The organism is Pseudomonas sp. 8(2025) (assembly GCF_052665325.1).
Genome location: NZ_JBQOIE010000001.1, coordinates 174,776 through 201,607 on the forward strand (window position 1 = coordinate 174,776; position 26,832 = coordinate 201,607).

Sequence of the window (26,832 nt, forward strand, 5' to 3'; positions counted from 1 at the left end):
TGCAACACCGTGCCCCGGCTGAAGTCTAACGGCCACTATTGTCTAGGAGTCATTCGATGAAACTTCGTTTACTGGGTTGGGCCTTGGCGGCGGGGTTGGCGCTTCCGGTGGTGGCGCAGGCGCAGATGCTGCAGCCGGGGTTGTGGGAGCTGACCAGCAGCAACATGAAGATCGACGACCAGAACATGCCGGACCTGTCGCTGATTCTCGGCCAGTTGCAGCAGCAGATGACCCCGCAACAGCGGGCGATGCTGGAGAAACAGGGTGTGACCATGGGCGGCAAGGGGATTCGGGTGTGCCTGACACCGGCCCAGGTGCAGTCGGACACCATCCCGCTGCAGGACCCGCAGTCGGGTTGCCAGCAGCAGGTGACCGAACGCAGTGGCAATCAATGGAAGTTCCGCTTCAGTTGCCCCAAGACCCAGGGCAATGGAGTGGCCACGTTCATCAGCGATCGTGAGTTCACCACCAACGTGGCCGGCACCTTCAACGCCACCGGCCTGCAGCAGAAGGGCAGCATGGACACCCGCGCCGTGTGGCTGGGCCAGGACTGCGGCACGGTCAAACCCCGCGCCTCCTGACTTTTGGCTGACGCTGACGCTGCCCGTGCCCCGGGCAGCGCCTAGCGTATCCGGGCCAGGGCCTGCTCCAGGCTCAGGCGGCCCAGGTCTTCGCCATTTCGGCTGCGCAGGCTGACGTAGCCCCCGTCCTTTTCCTTTTCCCCGACCACCAGCAGGTAAGGCACTTTCTGCAGGCTGTGTTCGCGAATCTTGTAGCCGATCTTTTCGTTGCGCAGGTCGGCGCTGGCCCGCAGCCCGTGACGGCGCAAGCTGTCGCTGATGGCCCGGGCGTAGTCGGCCTGGGCTTCGCTGATGTTCAGCACCACCGCTTGTTGCGGTGCCAGCCACAGGGGCAGGGCGCCGCCATGGTGTTCCAGGAGAATGCCGATAAAGCGTTCCAGGGAACCAAACAGCGCCCGGTGCAGCATCACCGGCTGGCAGCGTTCGCCGCGCTCGTCGATGTAGCTGATGGCGAAGCGCTCGGGCAGGTTGAGGTCCACCTGCAGGGTGCCGCACTGCCAGTCGCGACCGATGGCGTCGCGCAGCACGAACTCCAGCTTGGGGCCGTAGAAGGCACCTTCCCCGGGGTTGATCCGGTAGTCGATGTGCATGCTCTGCAAGGCACCGACCAGGGCCTCTTCCAGCTGGTCCCAGACCTCATCGCTGCCGATGCGGTGGTCGGGGCGGGTCGAGAGCTTCACCGCCACCTGGTCGAAACCGAACTCCTTGTAGATGTCGAATACCAGGGCAATGGTGGCGGCGCATTCGCTTTGCATCTGTTGCGGGGTGCAGAAGATGTGGGCGTCGTCCTGGGTGAAATGGCGCACTCGCAACAGGCCGTGCAGGGCCCCTGAAGGTTCGTAGCGGTGGACTTTGCCGAACTCGGCGATGCGCAGTGGCAGGTCGCGGTAACTCTTGCGGCCATGACCGAAGATCGCCACCGCGCCGGGGCAGTTCATCGGCTTGAGGGCGAAGGTGCGCTGGTCTTGCGTGGTGGTGGTGAACATGTGGTCGCGGTAGTTCTGCCAGTGCCCGGAGGTCTCCCAGAGGCTGCGGTCCATCACGTCGGGGGTGTTCACTTCCTGGTAGCCGGCCTGTTCCTGGCGCCTGCGCATGTAGCCGATCAGTTCCTGGAACAGGGTCCAGCCCTTGGCGTGCCAGAACACCGAGCCCGGCGCGCAGTCGTCGAAATGGAACAGATCCAGCTGCTGGCCGAGCTTGCGGTGGTCGCGCTGTTGCGCCTGTTCCAGGCGCAACAGGTAGGCCTCCAGTTCCGGGCGGGTGCCCCAGCAGGTGCCGTAGATCCGCTGCAGCGGTGCGTTGCGGGCGTCGCCACGCCAGTAGGCACCGGCCACCTTGGTCAGCTTGAAGGCGCGCAGTTGGCCAGTGGAACGCAGGTGTGGCCCACGGCACAAATCTTCGAAATCCCCCTGACGGTACAGCGAAAGCACGGCATCTGGCGGCAAGTCGCGGATCAGCTCGACCTTGTAGTGCTCGCCCTGGTCGGCGAAATGCTGCAGGGCCTGCTCCCGGGACAATTCCCGGCGGCGCACCGAATGATTGGTGGCGGCCAGGCTATGCATGCGCGCCTCGATCAGTTCCAGGTCCTCTGTGGTGAAGGGTCGCTCGTGGGCGAAGTCGTAGAAGAAGCCATCCTCGATCACCGGGCCGATGGCCGCCTGCGCCGAGGGGAACAGCTGTTTCACCGCCATCGCCAGCAGGTGCGCGCAGGAGTGGCGCAGTACTTCCAGGCCCTCGGGGTCGCGGGCGGTGACGATGCTCAAGCGGGCGTCGCTGTGCAACAGGTAGTCACAGTCCACCAGTTGGCCGTTCACTCGCCCGGCCACGGCGGCCTTGGCCAGGCCGCTGCCGATGCTGGCGGCCACCTCGAAAACGGACAACGGCTGGTCGTACTCACGGCACGCGCCATCAGGCAGGGTGATGCGGATCATCTTCGGTGGTCCTTGGTGTCGGGCTATTAACGGGTGAAGCGCAGGGGCAGGCCCTGACAGTCGTGGTACAGGCGGCCCTGGTGCCAGGCGAGCTGGCCCGACACCAGGGTGCTGCTGACGCTGTGGCGAAAGCGCTGGCCGGCAAAGGGCGTCCAGCCGCAGTGGGCGAGGATCGGCTGGCTGTCCACGGCCAGGCCTGTGGGCTCGGCGCGGACCAGCACCAGGTCGGCCCAGTAGCCTTCGCGCAGATAGCCGCGATCGGGAATGGCGAACAGGTCGGCGACTCGGTGGCTGGTTTTTTCCACCAGGGTGGCCAGGGGCAGCACCCGGTCGGCCACCAGTTCCAGCAGCGCTGGCAATGCATGCTGCACCAGCGGCAGGCCGGAGGGCGCGCGGCTGTAAGGCAGCTGTTTCTGCTCCCAGGTATGGGGCGCGTGGTCGGTGCCGATGACATCCAGGCGCTGGCTGTTCAGGGCCTGGCGCAGGGCATCGCGATCGGCCTGGGTCTTGATCGCCGGGTTGCATTTGATCAGGTGGCCGAGGCGCGGGTAGTCGCGGTCATCGAACAGCAGGTGATGCACGCAGACCTCGGCGGTGATGCGCTTTTGCGCCAGGGGCCGGTCCTCGAACAGCGCCAGCTCCCGGGCGCTGGTCAGGTGCAGTACGTGCAGGCGAGTGCCGTGTTTCTTCGCCAGTTCCACCGCCAGGGATGAGGAGCGAAAGCAGGCCTCGGCATCGCGGATGTGCGGGTGGGCGGCGGCGGGAATCTGCTCGCCATAGAGTTGCAGCCAGCGCTGTTGCCGGGCCTGGATGCTGGGGGTGTGTTCGCAGTGGGCCAGGAGCAGGGTCGGCACCTGGCGGAACAGCCGGTCCAGCACCTCGGGATCGTCCACCAGCATGTTGCCGGTGGAGGCCCCCATGAACACCTTGACCCCGGCCACCTCCGTGGGGTCCAGGGCGGCGACGAGGTCGAGGTTGTCGTTGCTGACCCCGAAGTGAAAGCCATAGTTGGCGACCGAAACGCTCGCTGCGCGGCGCTTCTTGTCGTTCAGGGCGGCAAGATCCAGGGTCGCCGGCGAGGTGTTGGGCATGTCCATGAAGCTGGTGATGCCACCGGCCACCGCGGCCCGCGACTCGCTGTACAGGCTGCCCTTGTCCGGCGCGCCGGGGTCGCGAAAGTGCACCTGGTCGTCGATCATGCCCGGCAGCAGCCACTGGCCGCGGGCGTCGATTTCGATCTCGGCGCTGAGGTGGTCCAGGCTGCCGATGGTGTCGATGCGCCCGTGCGCCACCAGCACGTCGGCGTCGAATTCGCGCCCTTCGTTCACCAGGCGGGCGTTGCGGATGAGGATTCGGCTCATGCTCAAAACTCGTTCTGCAGGGCCTTGTAGCCACGCACCAGGTCGACGTTGGTGCGCGCCACGTCTTCGGAAAACTCCGAAGCGCTGACACTCACGGGAGGGAACTGCGCCAGGTCGGTCTTGGGCCCGATGCGGGTGGTGGAGGGCACGTAGAAACCCGGCGGCAGGTCGCGGCCATCCACCACGGAGTTGTGTCGAACCACGCTGCCGTCGCCCACTTCGCAGTTGAACAGCACGCTGTTGAAACCGATGAACACTCGGTCGCCGACCACGCAGGGGCCATGGACGATGGAGCGGTGGGCGATGGAAGTGTGCTGGCCGATGGTCACCGCCGCGCCGGATTTGGAGTGGATCACCACGCCATCCTGGATGTTCGAGTTGGCGCCGATAGTGATGGCTTGCATCTGGCCGCTGGCGTCCACTTCGTCGGCGCGGATCACCGCGTAGGGGCCGACGAAGACGTTGTCGCCGATCACCACCTTGCCGCAGATGATGGCCGTCTTGTCGACGTAGGCGGATTCGGCGATCACGGGCAGATCGCCGGAGGGGTTTTTACGAATCATGGCGCGAGTCCTTCAAGGGGGAACTGATGACTTCCACCGCGCCATCGCGAATGGCGTTGTAGAAACAGTTGGGGCGCCCGGTGTGGCAGGCCGGTCCTTGCTGATCCACTAGCAGCAGCACGGCATCGCCGTCGCAGTCCAGGCGCGCTTCGATCAGGCGCTGGCGATGCCCGGAGCTTTCGCCCTTGCGCCACAGGCACCGACGCGAGCGCGACCAGTAGCAGGCCTGGCCGCTGGCCAGGGTTTCGCCCAGGGCCTGGCGGTTCATCCAGGCCAGCATCAGCACCTCGCCGCTGTCGTGCTGCTGGGCAATGGCGGCGATCAGGCCGTCGCTGTTCCAGGGCAGGGCGTCGAGTACCGCGGTCAAGGCCCAGCGGCTGCCCTGGGGCGCGGCTTCCAGATCCAGCAGCGACAGCGGTGGGCGGCGGATCATGGTCGGCTCAGGGCCTGGTACAGGGTGTCGAGGTTGTATTCGAACAGGCCGGTGAAGGTACTGGCCGGACCGCTGGCCGAGAGCGCATCGGAGTACAGGGTGCCGCCGATATGGGCGCCGCTTTCGTCGGCGATCTGCTTGAGCAGGCGGGCGTCCTTGATGTTCTCCATGAACACTGCCTTGACCTTGGCGTTGCGGATCTGGGTAATCAGTGCAGCCACTTCGGCGGCTGAAGGTTCACGCTCGGTGGACAGGCCCTGGGGCGCCATGAAGTCGATACCGTAGGCCTGGCCCAGGTAGCCGAAGGCGTCGTGGGAGGTGACGATCTTGCGGTTGCCCGGGGGCAGGGAACCGAGCTTGGCCTTGGCCTCGGCCAGCAGGCGATAGATCTGTTTCAGGTAGGCCTGGCTGTTGCGCTGGTAGTCGGCCTGGTGGGCCGGGTCGGCAGCGATCAGCGCCTTGGTGATGTTGCTCACATAGAGCTCGCTGTTGGCCAGGTTGTGCCAGGCATGAGGGTCGGGAACGCTTTCGCCGTCTTCCTCCAGGGTGCGTGGAATAACCCCGCGGCTGGCAGTGACGACCTGCGCCTGGGTGGCGGTGCTGGCCACCAGGCGGTCCAGCCAGGGTTCGAAACCCAGGCCATTCTTGATGATCAGCCGGGCCTTGAGCAGGGCCTTGGCGTCATCCGGGCTCGGCTCGTAGGTGTGGGCATCCTCGTCGGCACCCACCAGGTTGGTGATGTGCACATGCTCACCGCCGACCTGGCGGGTCATGTCGGCGAGGATGCTGAAGCTGGTGACCACCGCCAGCTTGTCCGCCGCCTGGGCAGTAGGCAGCGACAAGGGCAACAGCAGGCTGAACAGCACGAGTAGAGCGCGCATCGGGAAACACCTCATGGGGATGTGAGCAAAGGTGGGCGGTGCAGCAAGCCGTGCACCGGGCCGAACACCACGGACAGCAGGTACAGGCCGCCGGCCACCAGCACGATGGCCGGGCCGCTGGGCAGCGAGTAGTGGAACGACAGCAGCAGGCCGAGCCACACCGAGAGGCAGCCAAACAGCGCGGCGATGCCGATCAGGGCGGGCAGGCGTCGGCTCCAGAAACGCGAGGCGGCGGCGGGCAGCATCATCAGGCCCACCACCATCAGCGCGCCGATGGCCTGGAAACCTATCACCAGGTTGAGCACCACCAGGGTCAGGAACAGGCCGTGGGCCAGGGGGCCGAGGCGGCTGACGCTGTGCAGGAACAGCGGGTCGAGGGTGTCCAGCAGCAGGGCTTTGTAGATCAGCGCCATGGCCAGCAGGCTGAAGAGCGAGACCAGCAGCATGCCGTTCAGGGTCGGGCCATCCACCGCCAGGGCCGAGCCGAACAGCAGGTGCAAGAGGTCCAGGCGCTTGCCCGCCAGCCCGAGGATCAGCACGCCGCTGGCCAGGGAAATGGGGTAGATGGCGGCGATGCTGGCGTCTTCCCGCAGGCCGGTGCGCCGGGTGATCCAGGCGGCCAGCCCGGCCATGCCCAACCCGGCACCGAGGCCGCCCAGGGTCAGCGCCGGCAGGCTGAGCCCGGCGAACCAGAAGCCCAGGGCGGCGCCCGGGAGAATGCCGTGGGCCACGGCGTCACCGATCAGGCTCATGCGCCGCAAGATCAGGAACACCCCCAGGGGCGCGGTGCTGCAGGCCAGCAGCAGGCCGCCGAGCAGGGCCCGGCGCATGAACAGGAATTCGCTGAACGGCTGCCAGAAATGTGCGGCGAAGTGCATCAAGCCACCTGCGCGCAGGATTGTGGGGCGATCAGCTCCAGGCTGGGGCCGAATACGCAGCCACTGCTTTTTACCAGCAGGGTCTGGGGGATGTGCTGGCGCACGGCGGCCAGGTCATGGCAGACCACCACCAGGGTCCGGCCCTGAGCGTGCCAGTTGTACAAGTGACGCCAGAGCAAGGCCTGGCCGGTTTCGTCGAGGGCGGCGTGGGGCTCGTCCAACAGCAGCAAGGGGGCTTCGGTCAGGCTCAATCGGGCGAGCAGGGCGCGTTGCAATTCACCACCGGAAAGGGCCATCAACGGGCGCTTTTCCAGGCCGCTCAGGCACCAGTCTTCGAGGACCGTGCGCAGCTTTTCTGCCCTGACCCTGGCCGGTTCACGCTTGCCCCAGAAGCCGCCGGCCACCAGTTCTTCCAGGCTGATGGGGAACTGTCGATCCAGGTGTTGCTGCTGCGGCAAGAAGGACAAGCCGCCTCGGGCAGTGCCGAGGTGGATCTTGCCCGCGAGTGGTTTCTGCAGCCCGGCGATGACTTTCAACAAGCTGCTCTTGCCCGACCCGTTGGCGCCAATGATCGCGCTCAGGCTGGCCCTGGGCAGGTGCAGATCCAGGGCTGGAGTCAGGGGTTGCCCCGGAGCGCCCCAACGCAGGTGTTCGCAGCGGATCATCAGGCCTCCCAGTTCCAGCGGCTTTCGGCCACGGCGTCATGGGCATGCAGGCTTTCGGCGTGCACGACCCGCAATTGAAAGGCGTTGATTCCGGGGGAACGGCGCAGGGCTAGGTTCAGGCGGCGGGCGGCGTCTTCGCAGAACATCAGGTTCTGCCCGTTGGCCAGGGCGAAGGCCTGCTCGTCGGCACGCTTGACCGCGGTTTGCACGGCGGTGCCCAGGGCGTTTTCCGCATCGTTGATCAGGGCAATCAACGGCAGTTCGTCGATGAAGTCATCCAGGCGCAGATGCAATGCCGCGTTGCTGCGCTGGCTATGGGGCGTCGCGACGATGCCTTGGGGCGAGCCCAGCCAGGCCAGGACGTCGGCGTGTTGCAACGGCCGGTTGGCAAAATCTTCGATGAACTGCTGCTGGATCAACTGCCGCGCCAGCGCCGCCGAACAGGGGCAAGTGGAGGAATAAGGCACGTCGATTTTTAGTTCCACGTGGAACATCGCGTTTTTCAGCCGCGCTTCGATACTCAGCGGGTAGCTTTTCCAGCCGGCCAACGGGCTGACCAAGGCCGGGCGTTTCAACAGCAGATCCAACTGAATGCGCAGGTAGGCGCTGTGGGCCAGGCCTTCATGGCTATCGAGAAAACGCTGCAAGATCCGCCGGAGCAGAGCGGGGGTGAGGTTCTCCTGTTCCAGCATTTCCAGGGCCAGATACAGGCGTGACATGTGAATGCCCCGGGCCTCGCCATCGTCGAGGCTGACACCGGCATCGGCCTTGGCTGCGCTTGGCTGGTTGTTGATCACTACAGGTAAGGCAATGCCGCACATGCCCACCCATTCCAGGGGCAAGGCTTGGCGTGAGGCCTGCGCGGCGATATCCGGCAGAGTCAGCGCGTTCATGAACAGGTCCGTCGTGGGAAGTGATTTCACATGTTATATTATAACAATACGTTCGATGGGAAATTTTTCCTCGACGGTTGTTCATCTTGTCTTGTGAGTAGGGACGCTCCTTTTTTCGCGGTATTTGCCATGCACAGACGTCAATTGCTCAACCTGCTGTTGGCCGGTACGGCCCTGATGTTTCCCTGGAGTGTCCGCGCCGCGCAGATCCGCAACGCACGATTGTGGAAGGACGCAGAAAAGTTGCGGCTGGTGCTCGATCTGAGCGGCCCGGTGCAATACAAGACCTTCAGCTTGAGTGCCCCGGAGCGCTTGATCATCGACTTGAACGGCGCGCGCCTGAGCGGTGATTTCAGCCAGCTGGCCCTGGCCAACACGGTGATCCGCGCCATTCGTTCCGGGCACTTCGGCCAAGGCGATACGCGGATCGTCCTCGACCTGCGCGAGCCGGTGCAGCTCCACAGTTTTCTCCTGCCGCCCCAGGATGGCCAGGGCCATCGGCTGGTGCTGGATCTGTCCAAGGCAACCAGGCCGCCCCTGCCGATCGCTGCGGCCGCCGCGCCGCTGGCCAAGCCCGAGGCCACGACAGGCAAGCCCCATCCCAAGCGCGACATCATCGTGGTAGTAGACCCCGGCCATGGCGGCAAGGACCCGGGTGCCGTGGGGGCCAGGGGGGAACGGGAGAAGGATGTGGTGCTGGCCATCGCCCGCCTGCTGGCCAAGCGGCTCAAGCGCGAGAAGGGTTTCGACGTGAAGCTGGTGCGCAACGATGATTTCTTCGTGCCGCTGCGCAAACGCGTGGAGATTGCCCGCAAGCACCAGGCCGACATGTTCATCTCGGTACATGCCGATGCCGCGCCGCGGCTGACCGCATCCGGCGCATCGGTGTACGCCCTGTCCGAAGGTGGCGCCACCTCGGCCACCGCGCGCTTGATGGCCCAGCGGGAAAACGGCGCCGACCTGCTGGGGGCGACGACGCTGCTCAACCTCAAGGACAAGGATCCGATGCTGGCGGGGGTGATTGTCGACATGTCGATGAACGCCACCATCGCCGCCAGCCTGCAATTGGGCGGGACTGTGCTGCAGAGCCTGTCGGGCATTACCACCCTGCATCAGAAGCGTGTGGAACAGGCCGGTTTTGCGGTGCTCAAGTCACCGGACGTGCCGTCGATCCTGGTGGAAACCGGCTTCATCTCCAACAGCCGTGACAGCCAGCGCCTGGTCACCGCGCGCCACCAGCAGGCGATTGCCGATGGCCTGTTCAACGGCCTGCAGCGCTACTTCGAGAAAAACCCACCGGTTAACAGCTACATGGCCTGGCTCCAGGAAACCAAGAACAACCGCCCCGCCTGAACGCCGACCTGCAGGAGCCGGCTTGCCGGCGAAGAGGCCGGTGAGTGTTGTGGCTGAGGATGTCTTCGCTGGCAAGCCAGCTCCTACGCAGGCGGTACGGGAAAGGGAGCTAGCAGCCGCTGATGCGGCTGCAGGTGAACTGCCCGCGGCTGCCGCCGGAGCTGGAAAAGCGGTTGCGTGTGGTCCAGCCCACGCGCTGGCTGTAGCCCACCCAGGCCTCGCCGTCGGAGGCCAGGCCGGTGAAGAACGTCAGCTGCCCGTAGCGGCTGTTGGTCTGCGCCCAATAGCGCTTGCCGATCACCTCGAAGCCGCGCAGGTAGGTGGTGCTGCCGGCCGTGGCGACGCTGTAGGCGTTGCCCAGCGGGTCGACGCAGGCCAGCAGGGTGGCGCTGCGGGTGCAGGTGGCCAGGGTACTGGGCACCGCCGCGCTGGCGTGACCAGCCAGCAGCAACAGGCCTGAAAGCAGGGTGGGCAGGACAGGGCGCATGGCGATTCTCATGACGACAGGGGCGCAGCATCGCGCCCTTCGTCGTGGGCGGCAAGGGAAGGTTGGCTAATTTGTGTTGTTATAATATAACATTAAAACACAGCCTGACCCGTGACTCGCCATGACTGAACAAGACCTTCTCGCCCAACCCGAGACGCACTACATGAACGAAGCCCAGCAGGGCTTCTTTCGCCAGCTGCTACTGGCCCAGCGCAGTGATCTGCAGGAGCGCATTGCCGGCGAGTTCGACCAGCTGCGCGAGCAGGAACCCCACAGCGACCCCGCCGACATCGGCAGTGCCGAAGAGCAGCGCCAGTGGCAACTGCGCCTGCTGGAGCGGGAAAAGAAGCTCCTGGACAAGATCGACGAAGCCCTGGAGCGCCTGGCCCGTGGCGAATACGGCTGGTGCCGCGACACCGGCGAGCCCATCGGCCTCAAGCGCCTGCTGCTGCGGCCCACCGCCACCCTGTGTATCGAAGCCAAAGAACGCCAAGAGCTGCGCGAACGCCATCAACGGGCGCTTTGACCCAGCCGCGATCCTGATGAGGAACAACCCATGACCGACCGTCTCCCCGTTACCGTGCTGTCCGGCTTTCTCGGCGCCGGCAAAAGCACCTTGCTCAATCACATCCTGCGCAACCGCGACCACCTGCGGGTGGCGGTGATCGTCAACGACATGAGCGAAATCAACATCGATGGCAGCGAAGTGCAGCGCGATGTCAGCCTCAATCGCGCCGAAGAAAAACTGGTGGAAATGAGCAACGGCTGCATCTGCTGCACCCTGCGCGAAGACCTGCTGGAGGAAGTGGGCAAGCTGGCCCGCGACGGGCGCTTCGACTACCTGCTGATCGAATCCACCGGGATTTCCGAGCCGCTGCCGGTGGCGGAAACCTTCACCTTTCGCGATGAATCCGGCCAGAGCCTGGCGGATATCGCCCGGCTCGACACCATGGTCACGGTGGTCGACGGCATGAATTTCCTGCTGGACTACCAGGCCGCGCACAGCCTGGCTTCCCGGGGCGAAACCCTGGGCGAAGACGATGAACGTTCCATCAGCGACCTGCTGATCGAACAGGTGGAGTTCGCCGACGTGATCCTGGTCAGCAAGATCGACCTGATCAGCAGCGACCAGCGCCAGGAACTGCTGGCCATCCTCAAGAGCCTCAATGCCCAGGCCGAGATCGTGCCCATGGTCATGGGCCAGGTACCGCTGGCGAAGATCCTCAACACCGGGCGCTTCGATTTCGAGCGCGCGGCCCAGGCTCCGGGCTGGCTGCGGGAGTTGCGCGGCGAGCATGTGCCGGAAACCGAGGAGTACGGCATCGCTTCCACCGCCTACCGGGCGCGGCGGCCGTTTCATCCCCAGCGCTTCTTCGACTTCATCAACCGGCCCTGGGTCAACGGCAAGCTGCTGCGCTCCAAGGGCTTCTTCTGGCTGGCCAGCAAGTATCAGGAAGCCGGCAGCTGGTCCCAGGCCGGTGGCCTGATGCGCCATGGCTTTGCCGGGCGCTGGTGGCGCTTCGTGCCCAAGCAGCACTGGCCCCAGGACGAAGAAGGCACCGCGGCGATCATGCACAGCTGGACCGCGGCCACCGGCGATTGCCGCCAGGAACTGGTGTTCATCGGCCAGAACATCGACTTCACCCGGCTTTGCGCGGAGCTCGACCTGTGCCTGCTGGATGACGATGAAATGGCCCTCGGCGTCGAGGGCTGGAGCCTGCTGAACGATCCCTTTGGCCCCTGGCATGACGAGGAAGCGGCCTGATGCTGACCCTGAACTTGCCGGTGACTCCACTGGCCAATCCGCCCAGATGGCTGCTGCTGCCGAGCGTGACCGCGCTGGTCTCTCGCCGCCAGGCCATCGGCAGCACCCCGGCGGTGCTCGCCCAGGTGCTGGAGGATGAGGTCAACCTCGGCCTCTGGCAGCGCCAGTTGCCGGCCCACATCGCCGATTTCGCCGAGTTGCTGCTGTCCCTGGACCAGCCGCTGGCCGAATCCCTGTCCCTGGAGCTGCCCGACGAAGACGCGCAACCCAATCTGCGCGGCCTGGCTTCGGGGTTCAGTGATCTGCAGGGTTATGAAGGCTTTATCGCCGATGTTGCCTGGCTGGTCAGCGCTTTTGCCTGCCTGCTCGGGGCCAGGCGCGTCGGGCTGCGCCTGCGGGTCCTGGACAAGGCCATGTGCCCGCGGTTTCACGTGGACCATGTACCGGTGCGGCTGATTACCACCTACGCCGGAGCCGGCAGCCAATGGCTGCGCGAAGGCGCCATGGACCGCAGGAAACTGGGGCAGGCCGAGGGCGAACCACGGGATCCGGCACAGATCCAGCAGATCGCCAGCGGCGACGTGGCGCTGTTCAAGGGCGAGAAATGGCACGGCAACGAAGGCTTTGGCCTGATCCACCGCTCGCCGCAGCCAGCGCCAGGGGCACGCCGGCTGATCCTCACCCTCGATTGGCTGGGCTGACCTAGGCCCGTGCAGCCGCTTGCCGAGCCTGGGCGAAGCTCCGCAGGACCTTCAGCGCTCCCAAGAGCGGCGTCGAATCAAGCGGATTTTCGCCCAGGGCGGGAAGGGCGTAGCATCACCTCACAGGTTTCCCGGACCCCTTTCCATGCTGCAGAACATCCCCACCCACGTGATCGCCGGCCCCCTGGGCGCCGGCAAGACCAGCCTGATTCGCCATCTGCTGAGCCAGCGCCCGGCCGCTGAGCGCTGGGCAGTGCTGATCAACGAGTTTGGCCAGATCGGCCTGGACGCGGCCTTGCTGACCCGCGACGAAGATGGCATCGCCCTGGGCGAAGTGGCCGGCGGCTGCCTGTGCTGCGTCAACGGTGCACCGTTCCAGGTGGGCCTGGGCCGCCTGTTGCGCAAGGCCCGGCCGGACCGCCTGCTTATCGAGCCCTCGGGCCTCGGCCACCCGGCGCAATTGCTCAAGCAGTTGAATGAGGCGCCCTGGAAGGGCGTGCTGGCGGTGCAACCCTGCGTGCTGGTGCTGGATGCCCAGGCGCTGGCCGCTGGCAAGCCGTTGCCTCGGGCACAGCAGGATGCGCTGTCCAGCGCCGGCCTGCTGGTACTGAACAAGGACGAACTGCTCAGCGACAGCGACAGGTTGCGGGTGTTGGAGCAATTGCCGGACCTTCCCTTGTTCTGGACCCGCCATGCCGCCTTGCCCCTGGCCGAGCTGCCGGGCCTGGGAGCCAGCGCCGAAGCGGCCCTGGAGCAGTCGGACATTCCCCAGGGCCTGGCCCAGTTGCCGGCCGTGTGGAGCGATCCGGCGCTGCCGATCTGCCTCAGCCAGTCCCAGGAGGATGGCTGGAGCATCGGCTGGCGCTGGCACCCCAGCCAACAGTTCGATCTGGTCCGGGTCGAGCACTGGCTGCAGAACCTCGACTGGCGCCGGGCCAAGCTGGTGCTCCACAGTGATCAAGGCTGGCGGTCGGGCAACGGGCTGGATAATTCACCGCTGAACTGGCTGCCCAGCGAATGGCGCCGGGATTCGCGCCTGGAACTGATCTTCAGTAGCCCTCAGGACATTGCCGTCCTGCAGGCCAGTCTCGATGCCTGTCGCCTGTAGGAAACGGCGTGCACGCCACTCTTACGGCTTGAACTTGCGATGTTCCTCGCGCCACTGGCTCAGCTCGATCACCTCGGCACTGGGCAGGGGCTCCTTGGCTTCGAACGGGTAGGGCGCCAGCTCGATATGGGCGCTGTGGGCGCCGAACTGGGTGATGGTCCCGGCATGACGGGTTTCCCCGGTCACGGTGAACTCGAAGTTGTAGACCCGCGCCAGGCGCCGCCGGCCATTGCCATCCTTGACGAAACCGATGCGCTTGAGCGCCACGTTACCGTCCAGCAACTCGATGTCGAGCCGCGCGCAGTGCTGCTTGACCCGCTCCAGGGCCCGTTCGCGCAGGCCGTGGTTGTGCCACAGCCAGGCAGCAGCGGTTGCCAGCAGCATCAGCACAAAGATGTTTCCAAGGGTCAGCATGAAGGTTTGCTCCAACGAGGTGGCGTCAGCTTAACTGCGACTCCGGTCTGTCGTACAGGCTGCGTTTAGTCGCATACTGCGCGGCTTGAATTCCACCGGTTTTATGGAAAATCCTGCATGAAACGTACGCCCCACCTGCTTGCGATCCAGTCCCATGTGGTTTTCGGCCACGCCGGCAACAGTGCCGCGGTATTCCCCATGCAGCGGGTCGGGGTGAATGTCTGGCCGCTGAATACGGTGCAGTTCTCCAACCACACTCAGTATGGTCAGTGGGCCGGGGAAGTGCTGGCGCCACAGCAGATTCCCGAGCTGGTGGAAGGCATTGCCGCCATCGGCGAGCTGGGCAACTGCGACGCGGTGCTGTCCGGCTACCTGGGCAGCGCGGCCCAGGGCCGGGCGATCCTTAGCGGTGTGGCGCGGATCAAGGCAGTCAATCCCAAGGCCCTGTACCTGTGTGACCCGGTGATGGGCCACCCGGAGAAGGGCTGCAGCGTGCCGGCTGAAGTCAGCGACTTCCTGCTGGACGAGGCCGTGGCCATGGCGGATTTTCTCTGCCCCAACCAGCTGGAACTGGACAGCTTCTGCGGGCGCAAGCCGCAATCGCTGTTCGACTGCCTGGGCATGGCCCGGTCGCTGCTGGACAAGGGCCCCAGGGCGGTGCTGGTCAAGCACCTGGACTACCCGGGCAAGCTGGCGGACGGTTTCGAGATGCTGCTGGTGACCGCTGATGGCAGCTGGCACCTGCGCCGTCCATTACTGGCGTTCCCGCGCCAGCCGGTGGGGGTGGGCGACTTGACCTCAGGCCTGTTCCTGGCCCGGGTATTGTTGGGGGACAGCCTGGTGGCGGCCTTCGAATTCACCGCCGCGGCGGTGCATGAAGTACTGCTGGAAACCCAGGCCTGCGCCAGTTACGAGCTGGAGCTGGTGCGCGCCCAGGACCGCATCGCCCACCCACGGGTGCGCTTCGAGGCCACGCCGATCGGCTTCTGAGGCGGGCTCAGGCCTGCTCGGAAAACTGCACGGTCGGCGCGGGCTGGCGAAAGCCCCGGGTGTGTATGCCCAGGTACAGCAGGCCCAGGGCGAACCAGGCCAGGCCGATGCCCAGGGTCAGGGCCGAAAGGCTGGTCCACAGCCAGGCGATCAGGGCAAAGCCGATCAACGGCAGTAGGCCGTACTGCAACAGCCGTGCGGTGCTGCGCGGCTGGCCCTGGCCCAGGTGACTCTTGATCACCGCCAGGTTGACCACCGAGAACGCCACCAGTGCACCGAAGCTGATCATCGACGCCAGGGTGGTGAGGTCGATGACCACCGCCAGCAATGACACCAGCGACACCAGGACAATGGCCACCACCGGGGTCTTGTAGCGCTCGGACAGGGTGCCGAACACCCGACGTGGCAGGATGCCGTCACGGCCCATGCTGAACAGAATGCGCGATACCGAGGCCTGGGATGCCAGGGCCGAACCGGCGGCGCCGGCGACATAGGTGGCGGTGAAGAACATCTCCAGGAAGCGTCCGCCGGCGTGCAGCATGACCTCGCTGGCCGCCGAGTCGGCGTCCTTGAAACTGCTGCCGGGGAACGCCAGCTGGCTGGTCATGGCCAGCAGGATGAACAGCAGGCCGGCGCCCAGGGTGGTGATGACGATTGCCCGGGGGATGTCCCGGCGCGGGTCGCGGGTTTCCTCGGCCAGGGTCGACACCGCGTCAAAGCCCAGGAACGACAGGCACAGCACCGCGGCCCCGGCCATCAGCGGCAACAGCCCATCCTGGCTGCCATCGCCGGCCCAGGGTGCGCTCAGGTCCAGGCTCTCGGCCCCTGCCAACTGGCGGACCACCAGGGCCACGAACACCACCACGAAGACCATCTGCGCGCAGACGATCAGGTTGCTCATGCTCGATACCGAGCCGATGCCGCGGATGTTCAGCAGCGTCACCAGGCTGATGGTCGCCACCACGAAGACCCAGGCCGGCACGGCGGGGAAGGCCAGGTTGAGGAACAGGCCGATCACCAGGTAATTGATCATCGGCAGGAACAGGTAATCCAGCAGCAGCGACCAGCCGGCAAGGAAGCCGATGCCCGGGCCGAAACTGAGGCTGGCGTAGGAATAGGCTGAGCCGGCAATGGGGTATTTCTTGACCATTACGCTGTAGGAAAGGGCGGTGAAGATCATCGCCAGCAGGGTGATCACATAGGCTGCGGCGGTGCGCCCGCCGGTGAGTTGGGTGACCACGCCGTAGGTGGTGAAGACGGTCAGCGGGACCATGTACACCAGGCCGAAGAACACCAGGGCCGGCAGGCCGAGAATGCGCCGCAGCGAGGTGCCCTGGGCACTGTGGGTGAAGCCGCCATCGAGGCTGGCGTTATGGGCGGACGCAGGGGGGCTGCTGGAGAGAGCATTGGCGCTGGGCATTTTTATTGTTCTCACGCGTTCGTTGGCTCGAAGGCTCCCCGGGCGGGGAGTGCGTTTGTGCCTTGCCCTTCGATTCTGGCAGCGGTGCCCTGGGGGCATAACTCTCGATGTGGTCAAAAAGGGATGGATCTGGCCATTCGGGATGACCGCAGAAGCCTGCTGGCGGGTGTTGGAGTGTGGCGGCGGAGCGCTGGAAGCTCTGGAGGGGGGAGGACCGTCCGTGGCCCTGCTGAATCAGCGGTGCAGCTTGAGCATCAAGGGCCGTCGGCCTTGATTTCCCGGTAGCGCTGTTCCAGTTCCTGGCGGATCTGCCGGCGCTGCCGGGCCTGGATAAAGCGTCGCTTGCCGTCGGCGGTTTCCGGCTGCAGCGGCGGCACCTGGGCCGGCTTGCGCTGGTCGTCCACCGCCACCATGGTGAAGAAGCAGCTGTTGGTGTGGCGCACCGAACGCTCGCGGATATTCTCGGTGACCACCTTGATGCCCACCTCCATGGAGGTGTTGCCGGTGTAGTTGACCGAGGCCAGGAAGGTCACCAGCTCGCCGACATGGATCGGCTCGCGGAAGATCACCTGGTCCACCGACAGGGTCACCACGTAGCGGCCGGCGTAACGGCTGGCGCAGGCATAGGCGACTTCATCGAGGTACTTGAGCAAGGTGCCGCCGTGGACATTGCCAGAGAAATTGGCCATGTCAGGGGTCATCAATACCGTCATCGACAGTTGGGCGTTTCCGGGTTCCATAGCACGCTCACGGTTCTGGGCAGGGGTTGCTGGAGCACCTCTGCGGGTGCTGGCTCCAAAGGGTTTTCAAACCATCGATAACGGGACGCCGGGCCGGGCCACGTCGTCACGCCCTGGTGGATCTGTTTCCTAATATTGCACCGCCTTCCTGCCGGAAGTCGCGGTGTTAACCTGCAAAACACCCGTTCCAGGGCATTTTCCGCTTCTTTTTTGGATATTTCCTTCTACTGATCAGAACATTCTTTTTAGGCGATCACCCCCGCCCAGCATTCCAAGGAGAGCCCCGGCCATGCATGCCATCAGCTTCATTCAGGACCTGGCCGTGATCATGCTGGTCGCAGGCGTGGTGACCATCCTCTTCCATCGCCTCAAGCAGCCTGTCGTGCTGGGCTACATAGTCGCCGGCTTCATCATCGGCCCTCACACTCCGCCTTTCGGGCTGATCCACGACGAACAGACCATCAAGACCCTGGCCGAGCTGGGGGTGATTTTCCTGATGTTCTGCCTGGGGCTGGAATTCAGCCTGCGCAAGCTGTTCAAGGTCGGGGCCACGGCCTTTATCGCGGCGTTCCTGGAAATCGTCCTGATGATCTGGATCGGCTACGAGATCGGCCGCTGGTTCGGCTGGAGCACCATGGATTCGCTGTTCCTCGGGGCGATCCTGGCCATTTCCTCCACCACCATCATCGTCAAGGCGCTCAATGACCTGAAGATGAAGAACGAGCGCTTCGCCCAGCTGATCTTCGGCGTACTGATCGTCGAGGACATCCTCGGCATCGGCATCATCGCCTTGCTGTCGAGCATCGCGGTCAGCGGTACGGTGAGTTCCGGCGAGGTGTTCTCCACCGTCGGCAAGCTTTCGCTGTTCATGATCGTGGCGCTGGTGATCGGGATCCTGCTGGTGCCGCGCCTGCTGGCCTACGTGGCCAGGTTCGACAGCAACGAGATGCTGCTGATCACCGTGCTGGGGCTGTGTTTCGGCTTCTGCCTGCTGGTGGTCAAACTGGAGTACAGCATGGTCCTGGGGGCCTTCCTGATCGGTGCGATCATGGCCGAGTCCCGCCAGTTGTTGAAGATCGAGCGGTTGATCGAACCGGTTCGCGACCTGTTCAGCGCAATCTTCTTCGTCGCCATCGGCCTGATGATCGACCCGCAGATCCTCCTGCAATACGCCTGGCCGATTGCCGTGATCACGGTGGCGGTGGTGCTGGGCAAGATGCTGTCCTGCGGCATGGGGGCCTTTATCGCCGGCAATGATGGACGCACCTCACTGCGGGTAGGCATGGGCCTGTCACAGATTGGCGAATTTTCCTTCATCATCGCCGCACTGGGCATGACCCTGCAGGTCACCAGCGACTTCCTCTACCCGGTAGCGGTGGCGGTGTCCGCCATCACCACCTTGCTCACGCCCTACCTGATCCGTGCCGCGGACCCGCTATCGCTGAAGCTGGCAGGGGTCCTGCCCAAGCGCCTGAGCCGGGTACTGGGCATGTATGGCGAGTGGTTGCGCAGCATCCAGCCCCAGGGCGAGGGTGCGCTGCTGGCGACGATGATCCGCAAGATCCTGCTGCAAGTGGGGGTGAACCTGGCGCTGGTGGTGGCGATCTTCTTTTCCGGTGGCTATTTCGCCAAGCGCATTGGCACCTACCTGGAAGATTGGGTCAGTGAGCCGAGCTGGCAGAAAGCCTTGATCTGGGGCGGGGCGCTGCTGCTTTCGCTGCCGTTCCTGATTGCTGCCTATCGCAAGCTCAAGGCACTGTCGATGTTGCTGGCGGAGATGGGGGTCAAGCCGGAAATGGCCGGGCGCCATACCCAACGAGTGCGTCGGGTGATCGCCGAGGTGATCCCGATCCTGTCGCTGCTGGTGATTTTCCTGCTGCTGGCGGCGCTCTCGTCGAGCATCCTGCCGACCCTGGAACTGCTGGTGTTGATCGCCGTAGTGGCGGCGGCGGTGGCCGCGGTCCTGTGGCGCTGGTTCATCCGTGTGCATACGCGGATGCAGGTGGCGCTGATCGAAACCTTCGACCACAGCAAGGACAACAGTGGGCATTGACCTTGCCGCTCGCCGGCAGGGCGCCGGCGAGCTGTTTCAGTCGCCGCGATGCACGCAGCCGCGGCGGCGTCTCAGCTTTCCAGCCAGACGTCCCGCGCCCAGTGCCACACCGATTCCCAGGATTCTTCGGTGATCAGCTCTTCCTCGCCGGACCACAGCACCACGGTGCCGTCTTCCTCGACGCAGTAGTAATCGTCGCCGTCCTGGCAGATCGGGATCAGCTCGCGCGGCACGCCCATGTCCCAGGCGGTCGCAGCCACTTCCGGCAGGTAGGTGTGGGATTGCGGATCGGTGACGGTCACAGGTTCCAGGCTGCCGTAAACCACGTCGCTGACCGTCAACAGGAACTCCTTGAAGACGAACGGGATATTGATGAACAGCTGTTCTTCAATTTCCACCAGTTGGTCTTCGTCCGGCAGTTCCAGGGGGACGGGTACCGGTTCGTTGGCTTCCCGGAGTTGTTCGATGACTTCTTCCACGGCCTGGGTCCTCTTAGCTCTATGGCGCGGTTGTTTGACGGCGGTTTATACAGTAGCTCGCTATAAGTGCAATCGTGAAATGCAAAACCCCGACCTGAGTCGGGGTTTTGCCTTACAGCTGTGACAGCAGAATGAATCAGCCGTTCTGGCGGATACCTGCTACCAGCCATGGCTGGTTGTCGCCCTGGGCGCGTTCCATGTTCCAGCTTTCGCTGAACACTTCGCCCTGGTCGAAGCGCGAGGTCTTCGACACACCGCTGAAGGTCAGGGTGGCGATGGTCTTGTCGGCACGGTCATCCACACCTTCGAGCTGCACTTGCAGGTTGTCGATGTAGGTCGACTGGAAGCCGTCGCCCAGATCGGCACGTTCCTGTTTCAGGAACTGCAGCATCTGTGGGGTCACGAACTCGGCGATCTTGTCCATTTCGTTGGCGTCCCAGTGTTGCTGCAGGGACTGGAAGTGGCTGCGCGCCGCTTCAATGAAGCGCTCTTCATTGAACCAGGCCGGTGCGTTGATTACCGGACGCGCGGCAGGCGCTGGCGAACCACCGAAGATCGAACCGCCGGCAGGCTGCTGGGGCTCGAAGGCTTCGCGCTGCATCGGCGCGTGGCCGGCTGGAGCGTATTGCTCCTGCTGCTTGCGGCGACGAGCGGCGATGAAGCGGAAGATCACGAAGGCGATGACCGCCATGATCAGGATGTCGAAGATCTGCATGCCCTGGAAGCCGCCGCCCATGAACATGGAGGCCAGCAGGCCACCGGCAGCGATGCCGGCCAGAGGGCCGAGCCAGCGCGAAGCACCGCCGGCCTTGGCAGCAGCGCCCGCGGCACCGGCTGCGCCCGCAGTGGCTGCAGCGGCGGGAGCGCCCGGAGCGGTTGGCGCCGCCTGGCGGGTTTGGTGGGTCGGGGCAGCGCCGACGCTTTTGCCGCCACCAAAGCGCTTGGCGTTGGCGTCGAGGCTCATCGTCAGGCCGATGCACAGCGCCATGGCGATGCTAAGAAAACGTTTCATAAAGGGGGTTCCCATTTGTGGATGGCACGCGCGCCATATTGCACAGGTGAAGTGTCAGTGGCGAGCGGCATAATGTTTCGGGCTTTTGCCTGACAGCCTCGGTTCAGCTTCGCCAGGCGTCATGCTCGCCGATAGGTTTTTGGTCCCCGCAGACCTGGCTCTGGTTCAACCCGAAAGCCGTTAGCGGCGCAGTGCCAGTAGCACCACACCTGCGGTGATCAAGCCGATTCCGCTCCACTGCCGCAGGTCGAGCTTCTCTCCCAGCAGGCACACGCCGATGATCGCGACGAACACCACGCTGAGCTTGTCCACCGGTGCCACCAATGAAGCGGGGCCGAGTTTCAAGGCGCGGAAATAGCACAGCCAGGATGCGCCCGTGGCCAGCCCGGACAGCAGCAGGAACAGGTAGCTCTTGGGGGAAATTGATCCCAGGGACTGATATTGGCCCGTTGCGTACAAAATCAAGGCCAGGCTGACAAGAACCACCACGGTGCGCAGCAGGGTGGCGAAGTCTGAATTGACGTTTTCTATCCCCACTTTGGCGAAGATCGCCGTCAAGGCAGCGAAAATTGCCGACAACAGGGCCCAGAATGTCCACGAGGAAAAAAAGCCTGTGCCCATGTTCGCGCTGCCTTTTCTGCACCGACCTGTAGGAGCCGGCTTGCCGGCGAAGCGGTGCTTTGCCAGTGAGATTCGCCGGCACGCCGGCTCCTACGGTCGGGTGGGGTTAGATGGCTTCCAGCTTGGCATAGCCGAGCATCAGCCACTTGCTGCCTTCGCTGAAGTTGACCTGGACCCGGGCCTGGGCGCCGGCGCCCTCGAAATTGAGGATCACCCCGTCGCCGAACACCGAGTGCCGTACCGCCTGGCCGAGGCTCAGGCCGGTGTCCGGGATTTCGCTGCCGCCGAACAGGCTGCTGGTACTTTGTGACTGGCCGCCGCCGAAAGGCCGGCTGACGCTGTTGGACAGCCGCACTTCCTGAATCAGCCCCTTGGGCACCTCGCGCACGAAACGCGACACCTTGTTGTAGGTTTCGCTGCCGTACAGGCGTCGGGTTTCCGCGTAGGTCATTACCAGGTTCTGCATGGCCCGGGTAATGCCCACATACGCCAGCCGGCGTTCTTCCTCAAGGCGGCCGGGTTCTTCCAGGCTCATCTTGTGGGGGAACAGGCCTTCTTCCATGCCCACCAGGAACACGTAGGGGAACTCCAGACCCTTGGCGCTGTGCAGGGTCATCAGTTGCACGCTGTCTTCATGCTCGTCGGCCTGGGTATCGCCGGCTTCCAGGGAAGCGTGGCCGAGGAATGCCGCCAGGGGCGTCAGGTCTTCGTCCTCTTCGGTGTTCTCGAAGTTGCGCGCGGCGCTCACCAGTTCCTCGAGGTTTTCCACCCGGGCCTGGCCTTTTTCGCCTTTTTCCGCTTCGTGGTAGGCAATCAGCCCCGACTGCTCGATGACGGTCTGGGTCATCAGGTGCAGGGGCATTTCCAGGGTCTTGGCGGCGAGGTTTTCGATCAGTTCGATAAAGGCCCCCAGCGCACCTGCAGCGCGCCCGGTCAGGCCTTTATTGGCCACCAGCTGGCGCATGGCTTCCCACATCGATACATCGCTGTGGCGCGCATGCTCGCGGATGGCTTCGACGGTCTTCTCGCCGATGCCCCGGGCTGGCACGTTGATCACCCGCTCCAGGGCTGCGTCGTTGCCACGGCCTTCCAGGAGGCGCAGGTAAGCCATGGCGTTCTTGATTTCCGCCCGCTCGAAGAAGCGCTGGCCGCCATAGATGCGGTACGGAATGCGTTCGCGCAGCAAGGCTTCTTCCAGCACCCGGGACTGGGCGTTGGAGCGGTAGAGAATGGCGATGTCGCTGCGGGCCAGGCCGGTCTTCAGCGCGCTCTCGATGGTTTCCACTACATAGCGGGCTTCATCGTGCTCGTTGAAGGCGGCATACAGGTTGATGGCTTCACCGTCGCCGCCGTCGGTCCACAGCTCCTTGCCCAGGCGCCCGGTGTTGTTGGCGATCAGGGCGTTGGCAGCCTTGAGGATGCCGGCAGTAGAGCGGTAGTTCTGCTCCAGGCGGATGACTTCGGTGTCCGGGAAGTCGGCGGAGTACTGGTGGATGTTCTCGATTTTCGCCCCGCGCCAGCCATAGATCGACTGGTCGTCGTCGCCCACCACCATCAGGCTGTCGCCACCCTGGGCCAGCAACCGCAGCCAGGCGTATTGCACGGCGTTGGTGTCCTGGAACTCGTCCACCAGCACGTGGCGGAAACGCTTCTGGTAGTGCGCCAGCAAACCCGGGTGGTCGCGCCACAGGTCCAGGGCGCGCAGCAGCAGTTCGGAGAAGTCGATGACCCCGGCACGCTGGCAAGCGGCCTCGTAGGCCTCATAGATGCCGCGCATGGTGGCCAGGAACAGGTCGCCGCTGGCCTGGATATGTTGCGGGCGCAGGCCTTCGTCCTTCTGCCCGTTGATGAACCACTGGGCCTGGCGGGCCGGCCAGCGCTGTTCGTCCAGGCCCAGCTCGCGGATCACCCGCTTGACCAGGCGTTGCTGGTCGTCGCTGTCGAGGATCTGGAAGGTCTGGCTCAGCCCCGCTTCCTGCCAGTGGGCCCGCAGCAGGCGGTGGGCCAGGCCGTGGAAGGTGCCGACCCACATGCCTGCCGGGTTGATGCCCAGCAGTTGTTCGATGCGGTGGCGCATCTCGGCTGCGGCCTTGTTGGTGAAGGTCACCGACAGGATCGAGTGGGGTGAGGCGTTCTCGACCTGGATCAACCAGGCGATACGGTGCACCAGCACACGGGTTTTGCCGGAGCCAGCACCGGCCAGGACCAACTGACGACCCACGGAGGCGGCTACGGCCTGGCGTTGGGCGTCGTTGAGGGAGTTCAACAGGAGGGAGAGATCATCGCGCATCGGGGCATTCTAGGGGGCGGCGCCACCCCGGGCAAACCCGGCTTTGCATTAGCCGATAAAACAGCCGCCGATGACGACCGGTTGGTCACAGGCCCCAGCCATTGGCGCTTCTCGCCCGGACGCTTTCAGGGTGCAAGCCGGGCCATCCGGTTTTATCGATTTTATGACCTGGAGCAGTTTGGCTCGGGGCTTTGCTTGTGTATGCTCCGGCGACGTTTCGGGCTCAACCATTATAAGAACACTGCCTATGACACTTAACCCCGACCTGTCCGGGCCCTTTGTGGAGCCCCGGGTCATCCGCCAGCACTACGCCGTGGAGATGGCAGTGGAGCGTACGCGCCTGCTGTACCAGGGCTCGTTGCTGCCTACCTTGTTCATGTTGCTCAACGGCCTGGTGTGCACCTGGCTGCTATGGAGCCCGGCGCGCTATCTGTTGCTCAGTGTGTGGATGGTCTGGCTGCTGGCCCTGGTGGCCTTGCGGGTGATCCAGGTGGCGGCCTTCGATTCGGCGATTCCCAGCCGCCAGGCACAGCCGGTGTGGCAACGCATGTTTCTCCTGGGCTCGGCGGTCAGTGGCCTGACCCTGGCCTGCGCCGGCATCGCCCTGGTGCCCACCGACAATTTCCTGCAGCAGGCCTGGGTCTTCGGCCTCATCGGTGCGGCCATCCTGTCGGCCAGCGTGGCCTACGCGGTGAGCCTGCAGGCCTTCCTTTCATTCACCTTGCCGTGTCTGTTACCGGCCATCGCCTACCTGTTCTGGGGCGGCGACGACCAGCAGCGTGGCTGGGGCTGGCTCGGGCTGATCCTGCTGGTGTCGCTGAGTGTGGTGGCCTGGCAGGTCAACCGCCTGATGCAGCGCGGCCTGCTGCGGCGCTTTCAGAACCAGGCCCTGATCGAGCACCTGCAGAATGCCCAGGGCCGCAGCGATCAGCTCAACCGCGAGCTGGCCCGGGAAGTGGAGCAGCGCCGCCGTGCCGAGGAGCAACTGCGCGAAGCCCAGACCGGGCTGGAACAGCGAGTGGCCCAGCGCAGCCTGGAGCTGGACGCCGCCAACCAGGCCCTGAGCAAGAGCGAGGCGCGCCTGGCCCTGGCCCTGAACGCCAGCGAGCTGGGGCTGTGGGACTGGAACCTGCAGACCGACGAGGTCCATCACACCCAGATCAAGGAGCTGTTCGGCCTGGAGCCGGAAGATGTCACGGCCATGCTCAGCCATCTCAAGCCACGCCTGCATCCGGAGGACCTGCCCCTGCTCAAGCGCGCCCTGGTGGAGCACCTCAAGGGCCGCAGCGACGATTACCAGGTGGAGTACCGGGTACGCCACGGCGCCGGCCACTGGGTGTGGATCGAGGACCGTGGCCGGGCCGTGGAGCGCAGCCCCAGTGGCCGGGTGCTGCGCATGGCCGGCACCCGTCGCGACATCAGTGCCGACAAGGAGCTGGAGGTCCAGCGCAACCTGGCGGCCACGGTGTTCGAGGCGGCCAGCGAAGGCATCGTCATCCTCGACCCCGATTACGCCTTGATCGCCGCCAATCAGGCCTTCAGCCAGGTCACCGGCTACCAGATCGAAGACATGCTCGGGCGCAATGTAGTGGAGCTGTCGTGCAGCCGCGATGCGCGCCGGCACTACCCGTTGATCCACCAGGCCCTGGAACAGTACGGCAGCTGGCAGGGCGAGTTGGTGGAGACACGCAAGAACGGCGAGCTCTACCCACAATGGCTGCAATTGAATGTAGTGCGTGATAAACGAGGAAAAGTCCGGCATATCGTGGGCTTCTTCGCCGATCTTTCGGCACGGCGCGAATCCGAGGAGCGCATGCGCTACCTCACCCATTACGACGAACTCACGGGGCTGGCCAACCGTTCGCTGTTCCGCGAGCGCCTGCGCGAGGCCCATCAGCGGGTGCGCCAGGGCGGCCGCAGCCTAGCCTTGCTGCACATCAACCTGGACCGTTTCAAGCTGCTCAACGACAGCCTTGGCCATGAAGTGGCCGACCAGTTGCTGCAAAAGATGGCCCGGCGGCTGGTCAATGCCTTGCCGGAAGCCGACACCATCGCCCGGCTTTCCGGGGACGAATTCGCCGTGCTGTTCGACGCTTACGGCAGCCTGTCGAGCCTGACCCGGGTCGCTACCCGGCTGCTGAGCAAGCTGCGCCTGCCGATCACCGTCGAGGGCCATGAACTGGTAGTCAGCGCTTCCATGGGCATCAGTATGCTGCCCGACAGCGCCCGGGAGATCGCAGCCCTGATCAGCCAGGCGAACATGGCCATGGCCCATGCCAAGCACCTGGGCGGCAACAATTTCCAGTTCTATACCGAGAGCCTGCAAGCCAGCACCCTGGAGCGCCTGCAGCTGGAAAACCAGCTGCGCAAGGCCATTGAGGAGGGCCAGTTGACGGTCTTCTACCAACCCAAGCTGTGCCTGGCCAGCGGCCGTCTGAATGCCGCCGAGGCCCTGGTGCGCTGGGATCACCCCGTCATGGGCCGGGTGCCCCCGGGAGATTTCATCGGCCTGGCGGAAGAGACCGGATTGATCGGCCCCATTGGCGAGTTCGTGTTGCGCCAGGCGTGCCGCCAAGCCTGCGAATGGCAACGCCAGGGCCTGGAGCCGATTCGCGTGTCGGTCAACCTGTCGGTGTATCAGTTGCGCCAGGGCAAGCTGGTGAGCCTGGTGCGCCAGGTGCTGGAAGAAACAGGCCTGGAGCCGCATTTTCTCGAACTGGAACTGACCGAAAGCCAACTGCTGGACAGCGTCGAGCACATCATCGCGACCTTCCAGCAACTGCGGGGCCTGGGGGTCAAGCTGGCCATCGACGACTTCGGCACTGGCTATTCGTCCCTGAGTTACCTGAAACGGATCCCGGTGGATTACGTGAAGATCGACCAGGCCTTCATTCGCGGCCTGGCCGAGGGCGGTGAGGACGCGGCGATCACCCGGGCGATCATCGCCATGGCTCATGGGCTGTCGTTGAAAGTGGTGGCCGAAGGGGTGGAAGACCCGGCGCAACTGGCCTTCCTCAAGGCGGAACACTGCGACGAGGTGCAGGGCTACCTGATCAGCCGCCCGGTGGACGCCGAAGGCCTCGCGCTGCTGTTGCAGGCCCAGAGCCGGTAGCCGCCAGGGCTGCCTGCCACAACGGCTACATAAGTCGTACCCGGCTGAAAATGGGGGGCAGGCAGGCAACTTCGTGATGCATTGGGCGGGCAAAAAGCCGA

At 64.6% G+C, this 26,832-nt stretch carries 25 protein-coding genes; 9 read left to right on the plus strand and 16 right to left on the minus strand.

All coding sequences use genetic code 11. The features are described 5' to 3' along the window. The first annotated feature begins 56 nt into the window (after positions 1–56). Positions 57–581, plus strand: coding sequence for a DUF3617 domain-containing protein (locus ACUXVH_RS00860; RefSeq protein WP_065364994.1), 525 nt, complete (start codon positions 57–59; stop codon positions 579–581). Positions 582–622: 41 nt separating this feature from the next. Here the strand turns inward: ACUXVH_RS00860 and thrS are convergent, their stop codons facing one another. From thrS to folE2, 8 genes are read right to left on the minus strand one after another with little or no spacing between them, the layout of a single operon-like run. Then, positions 623–2,512, minus strand: a complete 1,890-nt coding sequence (thrS, locus tag ACUXVH_RS00865; protein ID WP_065364995.1) for a threonine--tRNA ligase — start codon at positions 2,510–2,512, stop codon at positions 623–625. 26 nt (positions 2,513–2,538) lie between these two features. Further along, the gene (locus ACUXVH_RS00870; RefSeq protein ID WP_019093404.1) at positions 2,539–3,873 is read right to left on the minus strand and encodes a dihydroorotase; all 1,335 of its coding nucleotides are present in this window, start codon (positions 3,871–3,873) and stop codon (positions 2,539–2,541) included. Between the two features lie 2 nt (positions 3,874–3,875). After that, on the minus strand, positions 3,876–4,436 hold the full coding sequence (locus tag ACUXVH_RS00875) for a gamma carbonic anhydrase family protein (protein ID WP_011064347.1): 561 nt from the start codon (positions 4,434–4,436) through the stop codon (positions 3,876–3,878). Next, positions 4,426–4,869: a phosphoribosyl-AMP cyclohydrolase gene (gene hisI, locus ACUXVH_RS00880; RefSeq protein WP_019093405.1), complete on the minus strand. Its 444-nt coding sequence runs from the start codon at positions 4,867–4,869 to the stop codon at positions 4,426–4,428. Before hisI ends, ACUXVH_RS00875 begins: the two co-directional genes overlap by 11 nt. Then, positions 4,866–5,750, minus strand: coding sequence for a metal ABC transporter substrate-binding protein (locus ACUXVH_RS00885; protein ID WP_019093406.1), 885 nt, complete (start codon positions 5,748–5,750; stop codon positions 4,866–4,868). Before ACUXVH_RS00885 ends, hisI begins: the two co-directional genes overlap by 4 nt. An 11-nt stretch (positions 5,751–5,761) precedes the next feature. Continuing rightward, positions 5,762–6,628 carry a metal ABC transporter permease gene (locus ACUXVH_RS00890; RefSeq protein ID WP_011064344.1) on the minus strand — a complete coding sequence of 289 codons (867 nt, stop codon included), beginning with the start codon at positions 6,626–6,628 and terminating at the stop codon, positions 5,762–5,764. Further along, positions 6,628–7,293, minus strand: coding sequence for a metal ABC transporter ATP-binding protein (locus ACUXVH_RS00895; protein ID WP_015637547.1), 666 nt, complete (start codon positions 7,291–7,293; stop codon positions 6,628–6,630). The genes ACUXVH_RS00890 and ACUXVH_RS00895 overlap by 1 nt, the downstream gene beginning before the upstream one ends. Next, the gene (folE2, locus tag ACUXVH_RS00900) at positions 7,293–8,186 is read right to left on the minus strand and encodes a GTP cyclohydrolase FolE2 (protein ID WP_015637546.1); all 894 of its coding nucleotides are present in this window, start codon (positions 8,184–8,186) and stop codon (positions 7,293–7,295) included. The genes ACUXVH_RS00895 and folE2 overlap by 1 nt, the downstream gene beginning before the upstream one ends. A 129-nt stretch (positions 8,187–8,315) precedes the next feature. Here folE2 and ACUXVH_RS00905 point away from each other — a divergent pair, with 129 nt between their 5' ends. Next, on the plus strand, positions 8,316–9,539 hold the full coding sequence (locus ACUXVH_RS00905; protein ID WP_011064341.1) for an N-acetylmuramoyl-L-alanine amidase: 1,224 nt from the start codon (positions 8,316–8,318) through the stop codon (positions 9,537–9,539). Between the two features lie 109 nt (positions 9,540–9,648). Here the strand turns inward: ACUXVH_RS00905 and ACUXVH_RS00910 are convergent, their stop codons facing one another. Continuing rightward, a complete protein-coding gene (locus ACUXVH_RS00910) occupies positions 9,649–10,026 on the minus strand; it encodes a hypothetical protein (RefSeq protein WP_015637544.1) in 378 nt (125 codons plus the stop codon). 121 nt (positions 10,027–10,147) lie between these two features. On the opposite strand from ACUXVH_RS00910, the gene dksA reads away from it, so the two are divergent. From dksA to ACUXVH_RS00930, 4 genes are all read left to right on the plus strand, one after another. Continuing rightward, positions 10,148–10,552 (plus strand): RNA polymerase-binding protein DksA, encoded by a 405-nt coding sequence (dksA, locus tag ACUXVH_RS00915; RefSeq protein ID WP_011064339.1) that lies wholly within the window; start codon positions 10,148–10,150, stop codon positions 10,550–10,552. A gap of 30 nt (positions 10,553–10,582) precedes the next feature. After that, positions 10,583–11,791 (plus strand): zinc metallochaperone GTPase ZigA, encoded by a 1,209-nt coding sequence (zigA, locus tag ACUXVH_RS00920; protein ID WP_065364996.1) that lies wholly within the window; start codon positions 10,583–10,585, stop codon positions 11,789–11,791. Next, positions 11,791–12,492, plus strand: coding sequence for a DUF1826 domain-containing protein (locus ACUXVH_RS00925; protein WP_065364997.1), 702 nt, complete (start codon positions 11,791–11,793; stop codon positions 12,490–12,492). Before zigA ends, ACUXVH_RS00925 begins: the two co-directional genes overlap by 1 nt. Before the next feature lie 145 nt (positions 12,493–12,637). Next, positions 12,638–13,600 (plus strand): CobW family GTP-binding protein, encoded by a 963-nt coding sequence (locus tag ACUXVH_RS00930; protein ID WP_015637541.1) that lies wholly within the window; start codon positions 12,638–12,640, stop codon positions 13,598–13,600. Between the two features lie 21 nt (positions 13,601–13,621). On the opposite strand, the gene ACUXVH_RS00935 is transcribed toward ACUXVH_RS00930, so the two are convergent. Next, positions 13,622–14,014 (minus strand): DUF3301 domain-containing protein, encoded by a 393-nt coding sequence (locus ACUXVH_RS00935; protein WP_015637540.1) that lies wholly within the window; start codon positions 14,012–14,014, stop codon positions 13,622–13,624. Between the two features lie 117 nt (positions 14,015–14,131). On the opposite strand from ACUXVH_RS00935, the gene pdxY reads away from it, so the two are divergent. Continuing rightward, entirely contained in the window at positions 14,132–15,004 is an 873-nt protein-coding gene (pdxY, locus tag ACUXVH_RS00940; protein WP_015637539.1) for a pyridoxal kinase PdxY, read from the plus strand. Positions 15,005–15,011: 7 nt separating this feature from the next. Here the strand turns inward: pdxY and ACUXVH_RS00945 are convergent, their stop codons facing one another. Together ACUXVH_RS00945 and ACUXVH_RS00950 are read right to left on the minus strand one after the other, a co-directional pair. Then, entirely contained in the window at positions 15,012–16,424 is a 1,413-nt protein-coding gene (locus ACUXVH_RS00945; RefSeq protein WP_065364998.1) for an APC family permease, read from the minus strand. A 254-nt stretch (positions 16,425–16,678) separates the two neighbouring features. Beyond that, a complete protein-coding gene (locus tag ACUXVH_RS00950) occupies positions 16,679–17,164 on the minus strand; it encodes an acyl-CoA thioesterase (RefSeq protein WP_011064332.1) in 486 nt (161 codons plus the stop codon). A gap of 289 nt (positions 17,165–17,453) precedes the next feature. Between ACUXVH_RS00950 and ACUXVH_RS00955 the strand changes: the two genes are divergently transcribed. Next, complete coding sequence (locus tag ACUXVH_RS00955) at positions 17,454–19,217, plus strand: cation:proton antiporter (RefSeq protein WP_011064331.1); 1,764 nt, start codon at positions 17,454–17,456, stop codon at positions 19,215–19,217. A gap of 71 nt (positions 19,218–19,288) precedes the next feature. On the opposite strand, the gene ACUXVH_RS00960 is transcribed toward ACUXVH_RS00955, so the two are convergent. The 4 genes from ACUXVH_RS00960 to uvrD form a co-directional block, all read right to left on the minus strand. Beyond that, positions 19,289–19,696 (minus strand): SMI1/KNR4 family protein, encoded by a 408-nt coding sequence (locus tag ACUXVH_RS00960; RefSeq protein WP_011064330.1) that lies wholly within the window; start codon positions 19,694–19,696, stop codon positions 19,289–19,291. A 136-nt stretch (positions 19,697–19,832) separates the two neighbouring features. Continuing rightward, positions 19,833–20,708 carry a Tim44 domain-containing protein gene (locus ACUXVH_RS00965; protein ID WP_011064329.1) on the minus strand — a complete coding sequence of 292 codons (876 nt, stop codon included), beginning with the start codon at positions 20,706–20,708 and terminating at the stop codon, positions 19,833–19,835. Positions 20,709–20,888: 180 nt separating this feature from the next. Beyond that, complete coding sequence (locus ACUXVH_RS00970; RefSeq protein ID WP_011064328.1) at positions 20,889–21,329, minus strand: EamA family transporter; 441 nt, start codon at positions 21,327–21,329, stop codon at positions 20,889–20,891. Positions 21,330–21,435: 106 nt separating this feature from the next. Next, positions 21,436–23,619: a DNA helicase II gene (gene uvrD, locus ACUXVH_RS00975; RefSeq protein WP_011064327.1), complete on the minus strand. Its 2,184-nt coding sequence runs from the start codon at positions 23,617–23,619 to the stop codon at positions 21,436–21,438. 247 nt (positions 23,620–23,866) lie between these two features. On the opposite strand from uvrD, the gene ACUXVH_RS00980 reads away from it, so the two are divergent. Further along, positions 23,867–26,731 carry a putative bifunctional diguanylate cyclase/phosphodiesterase gene (locus ACUXVH_RS00980; protein ID WP_065364999.1) on the plus strand — a complete coding sequence of 955 codons (2,865 nt, stop codon included), beginning with the start codon at positions 23,867–23,869 and terminating at the stop codon, positions 26,729–26,731. The last annotated feature ends 101 nt before the right edge of the window (positions 26,732–26,832 follow it).

What these genes read in the sequence shown, in the direction of transcription:
- ACUXVH_RS00860 (WP_065364994.1), top strand. Translation starts at nt 57, where the DNA reads ATGAAACTTCGTTTACTGGGTTGGGCCTTGGCGGCGGGGTTGGCGCTT.
- thrS (WP_065364995.1), bottom strand. Translation starts at nt 2,512, where the DNA reads ATGATCCGCATCACCCTGCCTGATGGCGCGTGCCGTGAGTACGACCAG.
- ACUXVH_RS00870 (WP_019093404.1), bottom strand. Translation starts at nt 3,873, where the DNA reads ATGAGCCGAATCCTCATCCGCAACGCCCGCCTGGTGAACGAAGGGCGC.
- ACUXVH_RS00875 (WP_011064347.1), bottom strand. Translation starts at nt 4,436, where the DNA reads ATGATTCGTAAAAACCCCTCCGGCGATCTGCCCGTGATCGCCGAATCC.
- hisI (WP_019093405.1), bottom strand. Translation starts at nt 4,869, where the DNA reads ATGATCCGCCGCCCACCGCTGTCGCTGCTGGATCTGGAAGCCGCGCCC.
- ACUXVH_RS00885 (WP_019093406.1), bottom strand. Translation starts at nt 5,750, where the DNA reads ATGCGCGCTCTACTCGTGCTGTTCAGCCTGCTGTTGCCCTTGTCGCTG.
- ACUXVH_RS00890 (WP_011064344.1), bottom strand. Translation starts at nt 6,628, where the DNA reads ATGCACTTCGCCGCACATTTCTGGCAGCCGTTCAGCGAATTCCTGTTC.
- ACUXVH_RS00895 (WP_015637547.1), bottom strand. Translation starts at nt 7,293, where the DNA reads ATGATCCGCTGCGAACACCTGCGTTGGGGCGCTCCGGGGCAACCCCTG.
- folE2 (WP_015637546.1), bottom strand. Translation starts at nt 8,186, where the DNA reads ATGAACGCGCTGACTCTGCCGGATATCGCCGCGCAGGCCTCACGCCAA.
- ACUXVH_RS00905 (WP_011064341.1), top strand. Translation starts at nt 8,316, where the DNA reads ATGCACAGACGTCAATTGCTCAACCTGCTGTTGGCCGGTACGGCCCTG.
- ACUXVH_RS00910 (WP_015637544.1), bottom strand. Translation starts at nt 10,026, where the DNA reads ATGCGCCCTGTCCTGCCCACCCTGCTTTCAGGCCTGTTGCTGCTGGCT.
- dksA (WP_011064339.1), top strand. Translation starts at nt 10,148, where the DNA reads ATGACTGAACAAGACCTTCTCGCCCAACCCGAGACGCACTACATGAAC.
- zigA (WP_065364996.1), top strand. Translation starts at nt 10,583, where the DNA reads ATGACCGACCGTCTCCCCGTTACCGTGCTGTCCGGCTTTCTCGGCGCC.
- ACUXVH_RS00925 (WP_065364997.1), top strand. Translation starts at nt 11,791, where the DNA reads ATGCTGACCCTGAACTTGCCGGTGACTCCACTGGCCAATCCGCCCAGA.
- ACUXVH_RS00930 (WP_015637541.1), top strand. Translation starts at nt 12,638, where the DNA reads ATGCTGCAGAACATCCCCACCCACGTGATCGCCGGCCCCCTGGGCGCC.
- ACUXVH_RS00935 (WP_015637540.1), bottom strand. Translation starts at nt 14,014, where the DNA reads ATGCTGACCCTTGGAAACATCTTTGTGCTGATGCTGCTGGCAACCGCT.
- pdxY (WP_015637539.1), top strand. Translation starts at nt 14,132, where the DNA reads ATGAAACGTACGCCCCACCTGCTTGCGATCCAGTCCCATGTGGTTTTC.
- ACUXVH_RS00945 (WP_065364998.1), bottom strand. Translation starts at nt 16,424, where the DNA reads ATGCCCAGCGCCAATGCTCTCTCCAGCAGCCCCCCTGCGTCCGCCCAT.
- ACUXVH_RS00950 (WP_011064332.1), bottom strand. Translation starts at nt 17,164, where the DNA reads ATGGAACCCGGAAACGCCCAACTGTCGATGACGGTATTGATGACCCCT.
- ACUXVH_RS00955 (WP_011064331.1), top strand. Translation starts at nt 17,454, where the DNA reads ATGCATGCCATCAGCTTCATTCAGGACCTGGCCGTGATCATGCTGGTC.
- ACUXVH_RS00965 (WP_011064329.1), bottom strand. Translation starts at nt 20,708, where the DNA reads ATGAAACGTTTTCTTAGCATCGCCATGGCGCTGTGCATCGGCCTGACG.
- ACUXVH_RS00970 (WP_011064328.1), bottom strand. Translation starts at nt 21,329, where the DNA reads ATGGGCACAGGCTTTTTTTCCTCGTGGACATTCTGGGCCCTGTTGTCG.
- uvrD (WP_011064327.1), bottom strand. Translation starts at nt 23,619, where the DNA reads ATGCGCGATGATCTCTCCCTCCTGTTGAACTCCCTCAACGACGCCCAA.
- ACUXVH_RS00980 (WP_065364999.1), top strand. Translation starts at nt 23,867, where the DNA reads ATGACACTTAACCCCGACCTGTCCGGGCCCTTTGTGGAGCCCCGGGTC.